This window comes from Mucilaginibacter dorajii (genome assembly GCF_024808255.1).
In the GTDB taxonomy this organism is placed as follows: domain Bacteria; phylum Bacteroidota; class Bacteroidia; order Sphingobacteriales; family Sphingobacteriaceae; genus Mucilaginibacter; species Mucilaginibacter dorajii.
On sequence record NZ_JANTYS010000003.1, the window covers coordinates 415,840 to 422,117 of the forward strand.

General features: G+C 44.1%; 6 protein-coding genes. All 6 read left to right on the top strand.

Annotated features, from left to right (window positions below; all coding sequences use genetic code 11):
- The first annotated feature begins 13 nt into the window (after window positions 1-13).
- Window positions 14-1,360 (top strand): alpha-L-fucosidase, encoded by a 1,347-nt coding sequence (locus FHS10_RS06160; RefSeq protein WP_259088468.1) that lies wholly within the window; start codon window positions 14-16, stop codon window positions 1,358-1,360.
- Window positions 1,361-1,470: 110 nt separating this feature from the next.
- Window positions 1,471-3,129, top strand: a complete 1,659-nt coding sequence (locus FHS10_RS06165) for a UxaA family hydrolase (protein ID WP_259088469.1) — start codon at window positions 1,471-1,473, stop codon at window positions 3,127-3,129.
- A gap of 99 nt (window positions 3,130-3,228) precedes the next feature.
- Window positions 3,229-3,993, top strand: coding sequence for an SDR family NAD(P)-dependent oxidoreductase (locus FHS10_RS06170; protein ID WP_259088470.1), 765 nt, complete (start codon window positions 3,229-3,231; stop codon window positions 3,991-3,993).
- A 24-nt stretch (window positions 3,994-4,017) separates the two neighbouring features.
- The gene (locus FHS10_RS06175) at window positions 4,018-4,863 is read left to right on the top strand and encodes a fumarylacetoacetate hydrolase family protein (protein WP_259088471.1); all 846 of its coding nucleotides are present in this window, start codon (window positions 4,018-4,020) and stop codon (window positions 4,861-4,863) included.
- Window positions 4,856-5,686, top strand: coding sequence for an amidohydrolase family protein (locus tag FHS10_RS06180; protein ID WP_259088474.1), 831 nt, complete (start codon window positions 4,856-4,858; stop codon window positions 5,684-5,686). The genes FHS10_RS06175 and FHS10_RS06180 overlap by 8 nt, the downstream gene beginning before the upstream one ends.
- Window positions 5,687-5,960: 274 nt before the next feature.
- Window positions 5,961-6,167, top strand: a complete 207-nt coding sequence (locus tag FHS10_RS06185) for a hypothetical protein (protein ID WP_259088475.1) — start codon at window positions 5,961-5,963, stop codon at window positions 6,165-6,167.
- The last annotated feature ends 111 nt before the right edge of the window (window positions 6,168-6,278 follow it).

The following is a 6,278-nucleotide window of genomic DNA, read 5'->3' on the forward strand; positions in this document are numbered from 1 at the left end:
AAACATAAACCTCATGCTTAAAAAAATTCAATTGTTATGCTTGCTTACACTGATGGTAGTATCATCGGTATCGGCGCAAAAAATGATCGGTAGCGAAACCGATGCCCAGAAAGATCAACGGATGGAATGGTGGAAAGATAGCCGCTTTGGGATGTTCATTCACTGGGGATTGTACTCGGGCGCGGCAAGGCATGAATGGGTAAAGCATAATGAGAAGATAGATAACGAAGGTTACCAAAAATATTTCGACCAATTTAACCCCGATTATTTTGATCCTAATAAATGGGCAAAATCGGCAAAGGCGGCAGGCATGCGCTACGCGGTGCTTACTACCAAACACCATGAAGGTTTCTGCCTTTTCGATTCAAAATATACCGACTATAAAGCGCCTAACACCAAAGCCAAACGCGATTTGGTACGCGAGTATGTGAACGCTTTCCGCGCGCAGGGTTTAAAGGTTGGGTTTTATTATTCATTGTTAGATTGGCATCACCCAGACTATACTATAGACGAGATCCACCCGCAATCGCCTGCTGATAAAAGCGATGCCAGCTACGCTAAGCTGAACAAAAACAGGGATATGGCTAAGTACCGCCAATACATGCGTAACCAGATCACTGAATTGCTAACCAACTATGGTAAAATAGATGTGCTTTGGCTTGATTTTTCTTTCCCGCGTTCAGATGGACATGGTAAAGGTAAAGACGAGTGGGGTTCTGTTGAATTGTTAAAACTGATCAGGAAACTACAGCCGGGTATTATTGTAGATAACCGCCTTAACCTGGAGGAGTATAAAGACGGTGCCGATTTTGAAACACCAGAGCAGGTAAGTACTGCCGAACTGGCCAAATACCGCGGTAAAACCTGGGAAACCTGCCAAACCTTTTCGGGTTCATGGGGATACTATCGTGACGAAAATACATGGAAAACACATCGCCAGCTGCTTGATCTGTTGATTACCTCGGTTAGTAACGGTGGTAACCTGATATTGAATGTTGGGCCAACAGCCCGCGGCGAATTTGATTATCGTGCTACAAACGCCTTAGATAGCCTGGCCCATTGGATGCATGCCAATGATCAATCTATATACAATTGTACATTTGCGCCGGATACCTATAAAGTTCCCGAAGGCACCAAACTCACTTATAACAAAAAAACAAAAAAATTATACGTGCAGTTATTTGATTACCCTAAAGGCAAGCTGATATTGCCGGGCTACGCGGGTAAAATAAAATACGCGCAGTTTTTGAACGACCATTCGGAACTGTTATACAAACCAACCGGATCTGACGATCTGGAGGTGACCATGCCGGCCAAACCTCCATATGAGATCCCGGTTATTGAATTATCGCTGAATTAATTATTGTTCATGGTTGATGGTTCATAGTTCATAGCCGAATTTACTGATAAGAATAAACTCGCTGCTATGTACTATGAACCATTAACCATGATCTATGAACTAACATCACAATGTCGCAAAAAGAAACATTTTTAAAGATCCACCCGCATGATAACGTGCTGGTAGCCCTGCAAAACCTGGAGCCGGGAACCATAATTAATTTTGAGGGTGAAAGCTTTCCTTTGGTTGATAGGGTAGCTGCCAAACATAAATTCGCCATCAACGAGTTAAAAGAAGGTGCCGAAATTTATATGTACAGTGTATTGGTTGGTAAAGCCAGCAGCACTATACCTAAGGGTGGCGTATTGACCACAGCCAATGTACACCACGCTGCCGACGGTTACCGTTTAGGCGAGCGTAAATTAAACTGGCACCAGCCAGATACAAGTAACTTTAACGGCAAAACATTTAATGGTTATCATCGTGCTGATGGTTCGGTTGGTACCGCCAACTACTGGATTGTTGTGCCACTGGTGTTTTGCGAAAACCGCAACATACAGGTGTTAAAAGAGGCTTTGGTTGATAAGCTTGGCTACAAAAAAGCCAAAAGCTACGAGGGCGATGTGGAGCAGCTGATGGAACTGTACCAGGCAGGAAAATCGGTAGAGGAGATCTTAAACGCCGATATTCAGGCCAGTGCCGATAGGCCTGACTCTAAACGCTTATTTAAAAACATTGATGGCATCAAATTTTTGAACCATAGCATGGGCTGTGGCGGCACCAAAGATGATTCTGACGCGCTTTGCGGCTTAATTGCCGGTTATATCACCCACCCAAATGTGGCGGGTGCTACCATATTAAGTCTGGGTTGTCAACACGCGCAGGTAAGCATACTACAAGCCGAAATAGCCAAACGCGATCCTGCTTTTAATAAGCCAATGGTAGTATTGGAACAACAGAAAGTGGGAACTGAAAGCGAATTGTTAAAGCAGGCACTTAAACAAACTTTTGCAGGCCTCGTTCAGGCTAACCAAACCCGGCGCGAGCCGGCCCCGTTATCAAAACTATGTATTGGTATGGAGTGCGGTGGTTCTGATGGTTTTTCTGGTATATCTGCAAATCCTGCTTTGGGTTATGTATCAGATCTGTTGGTCACCATGGGCGGCTCGGTAATTTTAGCCGAGTTTCCGGAGCTTTGCGGTGTGGAGCAGGAGCTAAGCGACCGGTGTACCGACGAGGAGACAGCCAATCGCTTTATGCAATTGATGACTACCTATAATGCCAGGGCCGAGGCAGATGGCTCTGGCTTTTACGCTAACCCATCACCAGGCAACATCCGCGATGGCTTGATCACTGATGCCATTAAATCGGCAGGAGCGGCAAAAAAAGGTGGTACATCGCCTGTGGCAGCAGTTTTGGATTATCCCGAAAAAGTAACCAAACCGGGTTTAAACCTGCTTTGTACTCCAGGTAGTGATGTGGAAAGCACCACGGCCGAAGTAGGCTCTGGTGCCAACATTGTATTGTTTACAACCGGCCTGGGCACGCCGACAGGTAACCCCATAGCGCCGGTAGTAAAGCTATCAACCAATACCATTTTGTATGAGCGCATGCCGGATATCATTGATATTAATTGTGGTACCATCATTGAAGGTGATGAAACCATTCCGCAAGCCGGCGAGCGTATTTTAGATTACGTAATTAAAGTGGCCAGCGGCGAAGCCGAACCAAAATCGGTTAAGCTTGGTCAGGACGATTTTATACCATGGAAAAGGGGAGTATCGCTGTAGCCCCTCTAAACCCTCCCCGGTAGGGAGGGCTTTAAAAAGGAAATTGTAAAACAATAAAATAAAAGTCTCCCCTACCGGGGGAGATTTAGAGGGGGCAAGATGTTCAAACTAACCAATAAATCAGTAGTAATAACCGGTGGCGGCAGCGGGATAGGCAGGGCAATGTCAATATTGTTTGCGCAGCAGGGTGCCATTGTGCACATCATCGAATTAAACGATAAAGCGGCGGCAGATACCGTGGCCGAAATTGAAACAGCCGGTGGCAAAGCAACAGGTTATGCCTGCGACGTAAGCGATCAGCAACAGGTTGTTGATACTTTTGCCAAAATAGGCGCTATAGATATTCTGATCAATAACGCGGGGATAGCCCACATTGGCCGCGCTGATAATACCAGCACTGCCGATTTTGAGCGGGTATTTAATGTAAACGTAAAAGGTGCTTACAATTGCCTTTACGCGGTGATCCCGGTATTGAAGGCAAACGGGGGCGGGGTTATCCTTAATACGGCTTCTATAGCGGCCAGTGTAGGTATTACGGATAGGTTTGCTTACTCCATGAGTAAAGGTGCCATACACGCTATGACACTATCTGTAGCGCGCGATTTTCTGCACGATAATATCCGTTGCAATTGTATTTCGCCGGCACGCATCCATACGCCTTTTGTTGATGGTTTTATCGCCAAAAACTACGCGGGTAAAGAGGCCGAGATCTTTGAAAAACTATCAAAAAGCCAGCCGATAGGCAGAATGGGTAAATCAGAAGAGGTAGCCGCGCTGGCACTTTATCTTTGCTCGGATGAAGCCGGTTTTATAACAGGTACCGATTATCCTATCGATGGCGGCTTTATCACCCTTAATAACTAAAACAAAATTTTAACCCAACATACAATGAAGCTTATCAGATTTGGCGACATCGGCAAAGAGAAAACAGGAGTGATCCTTAATGATAAAAAATACGATACATCTGCCTTTGGCGAAGATTATACAGAACAGTTTTTTGAAACCGATGGACTTAGCCGTTTAGCTGCTTTTATTAAAGATGCTGAGCTGCCCGAAGTTGCCGAAGGTGAGCGTTTAGGCAGCCCGATTGCCCGCCCGTCAAAAATTATCTGCATCGGGTTAAATTATGCCGACCATGCGCATGAAACCAACGCGCCGCTGCCACCAGAGCCTGTTGTGTTTATGAAAGCTACCAGTGCTATTGTTGGTCCTAATGATAATGTAGTGATTCCCAAAAACTCGGTAAAAACCGATTGGGAAGTTGAGCTGGCCGTAGTTATCGGCAAAAAAGCTTCTTATGTTGATGAAGCCGATGCTTTGAGTTATGTAGCAGGTTATATGCTGCACAACGATGTATCTGAACGCGAATTTCAGCTGGAGCGTAACGGTACCTGGGATAAGGGAAAGGGTTGCGATACCTTTGCGCCGTTTGGTCCGTTTTTGGCTACTGCCGATGAGATTGAAGATCCGCATAATCTGCACCTTTGGTTAAAGGTTAATGGCGAGATCATGCAATATGGTACTACATCAAATTTTATATTTAACCTGGCACAGGTAATTTCTTACACCAGTCAGTTTATGACTTTATTACCAGGCGACGTGATCTCTACAGGTACACCGGCAGGTGTTGGGCTGGGCATGAAACCCCCGGTATACCTTAAAGCCGGTGATGTAATGGAATTAGGTATTGACGGCCTTGGCGATCAAAAACAAACTTTGGTAGCATATGCCTAAAATTGATTCGCATCAGCATTTCTGGATCTTTGACCCGGTTAGGGATAGTTGGATCGATTACAGTATGCTGGCTATCAAGCGTGATTTTTCGCCGCTTGATCTGCTGCCTGTTTTACAGGACAATGGTATTGATGGCTGTATATCTGTACAGGCCAGCCAAACCGACGATGAAACCGGATTTTTACTGGAGCATGCTGAGGTAAACTCGTTCATAAAGGGGGTAGTTGGCTGGATAGATTTGAAAGCCGATGATCTTGAAGCAAAATTGCAAGGCTATCTGCATTATAAAAAACTGAAAGGTTTTCGGCATGTACTGCAATCTGAACCAGACCCGCAGTACATGCTGCAGCCAGCTTTTAAAAAGGGGATAGGCACCTTGCAAAAATATGGGTACACTTACGATATCCTGATCTATCCCGAACATTTGCCTTATGCTGCCCAATTAGTAGCCGAATTTCCCGATCAGAAATTTGTGGTAGATCATTTGGCCAAGCCGCATATTAAGTCTCAAGAGATAAAAGACTGGCAAAGCGATATTGAGGTGTTGGCGAGGCATCTAAACGTGTTCTGCAAGGTGTCCGGCATGCTCACGGAGGCCGATTGGAGTGCCTGGAAAACCAACGACTTTACACCTTATCTTGATGTGGCTTTCAACTCCTTCGGCACCAACCGGGTAATGTTTGGTTCCGACTGGCCGGTTTGTTTATTGGCGGGGGGCTACAAGCGTACCATGGAAATTATGCAAATGTATTGTGCTAATCTATCTGCTATAGAGCAGGACTTATTTTGGGGCGGTAACGCTATTTCGTTCTATAATCTATAACAGTTCCAAAAACGGGAGCTGATCTTTTAATATCAAGGACTCTAAACTTACGCGCTTGTCATAAAGCGGTAAGTTTAACCTTTTTATCCTTCCTCAACAGGCATTAATTGCCATTAAATTGTAACATCCTGCTTATAAGGTGCGTCGATGAATTGTTGGCACATATTTAGCTATACAATATTACGATCACAGCTAAAATAACAACCCGGTAAGTAAACCTTTTCCCTTTTGTTAAGTTATAGATGTGCATTCACAATATTTTATTTTAAACGTTATGCATATTATTTTATTCCAAATTGCCGCCCTGCTTGCCGTTGTTATATTGCCGATAATGATTATACGCGCTAAAACACGTAAAAAGCCCAAAAAAGTTACAAAATACAGAATTGATACTGATACAACCTATGCCCGTTATGCCATTAACGAAAACGGTTTCCTGGAAGAAATTAACCAGGATAAGTTATCAAAACACAGGTATTAAGCTCCATAAAAAAATCGAGGCTGTATCATAAATCATGATCAGCCTCTTTTTTATTACTAATGTTTTATTGCTGTAAATTCAAATATCTATTTATTGTTTAATTTGTTTTAA

Coding starts and splice junctions, on each gene's coding strand:
- FHS10_RS06175 (WP_259088471.1), top strand. CDS start 4,018: ATGAAGCTTATCAGATTTGGCGACATCGGCAAAGAGAAAACAGGAGTG.
- FHS10_RS06170 (WP_259088470.1), top strand. CDS start 3,229: ATGTTCAAACTAACCAATAAATCAGTAGTAATAACCGGTGGCGGCAGC.
- FHS10_RS06160 (WP_259088468.1), top strand. CDS start 14: ATGCTTAAAAAAATTCAATTGTTATGCTTGCTTACACTGATGGTAGTA.
- FHS10_RS06185 (WP_259088475.1), top strand. CDS start 5,961: ATGCATATTATTTTATTCCAAATTGCCGCCCTGCTTGCCGTTGTTATA.
- FHS10_RS06180 (WP_259088474.1), top strand. CDS start 4,856: ATGCCTAAAATTGATTCGCATCAGCATTTCTGGATCTTTGACCCGGTT.
- FHS10_RS06165 (WP_259088469.1), top strand. CDS start 1,471: ATGTCGCAAAAAGAAACATTTTTAAAGATCCACCCGCATGATAACGTG.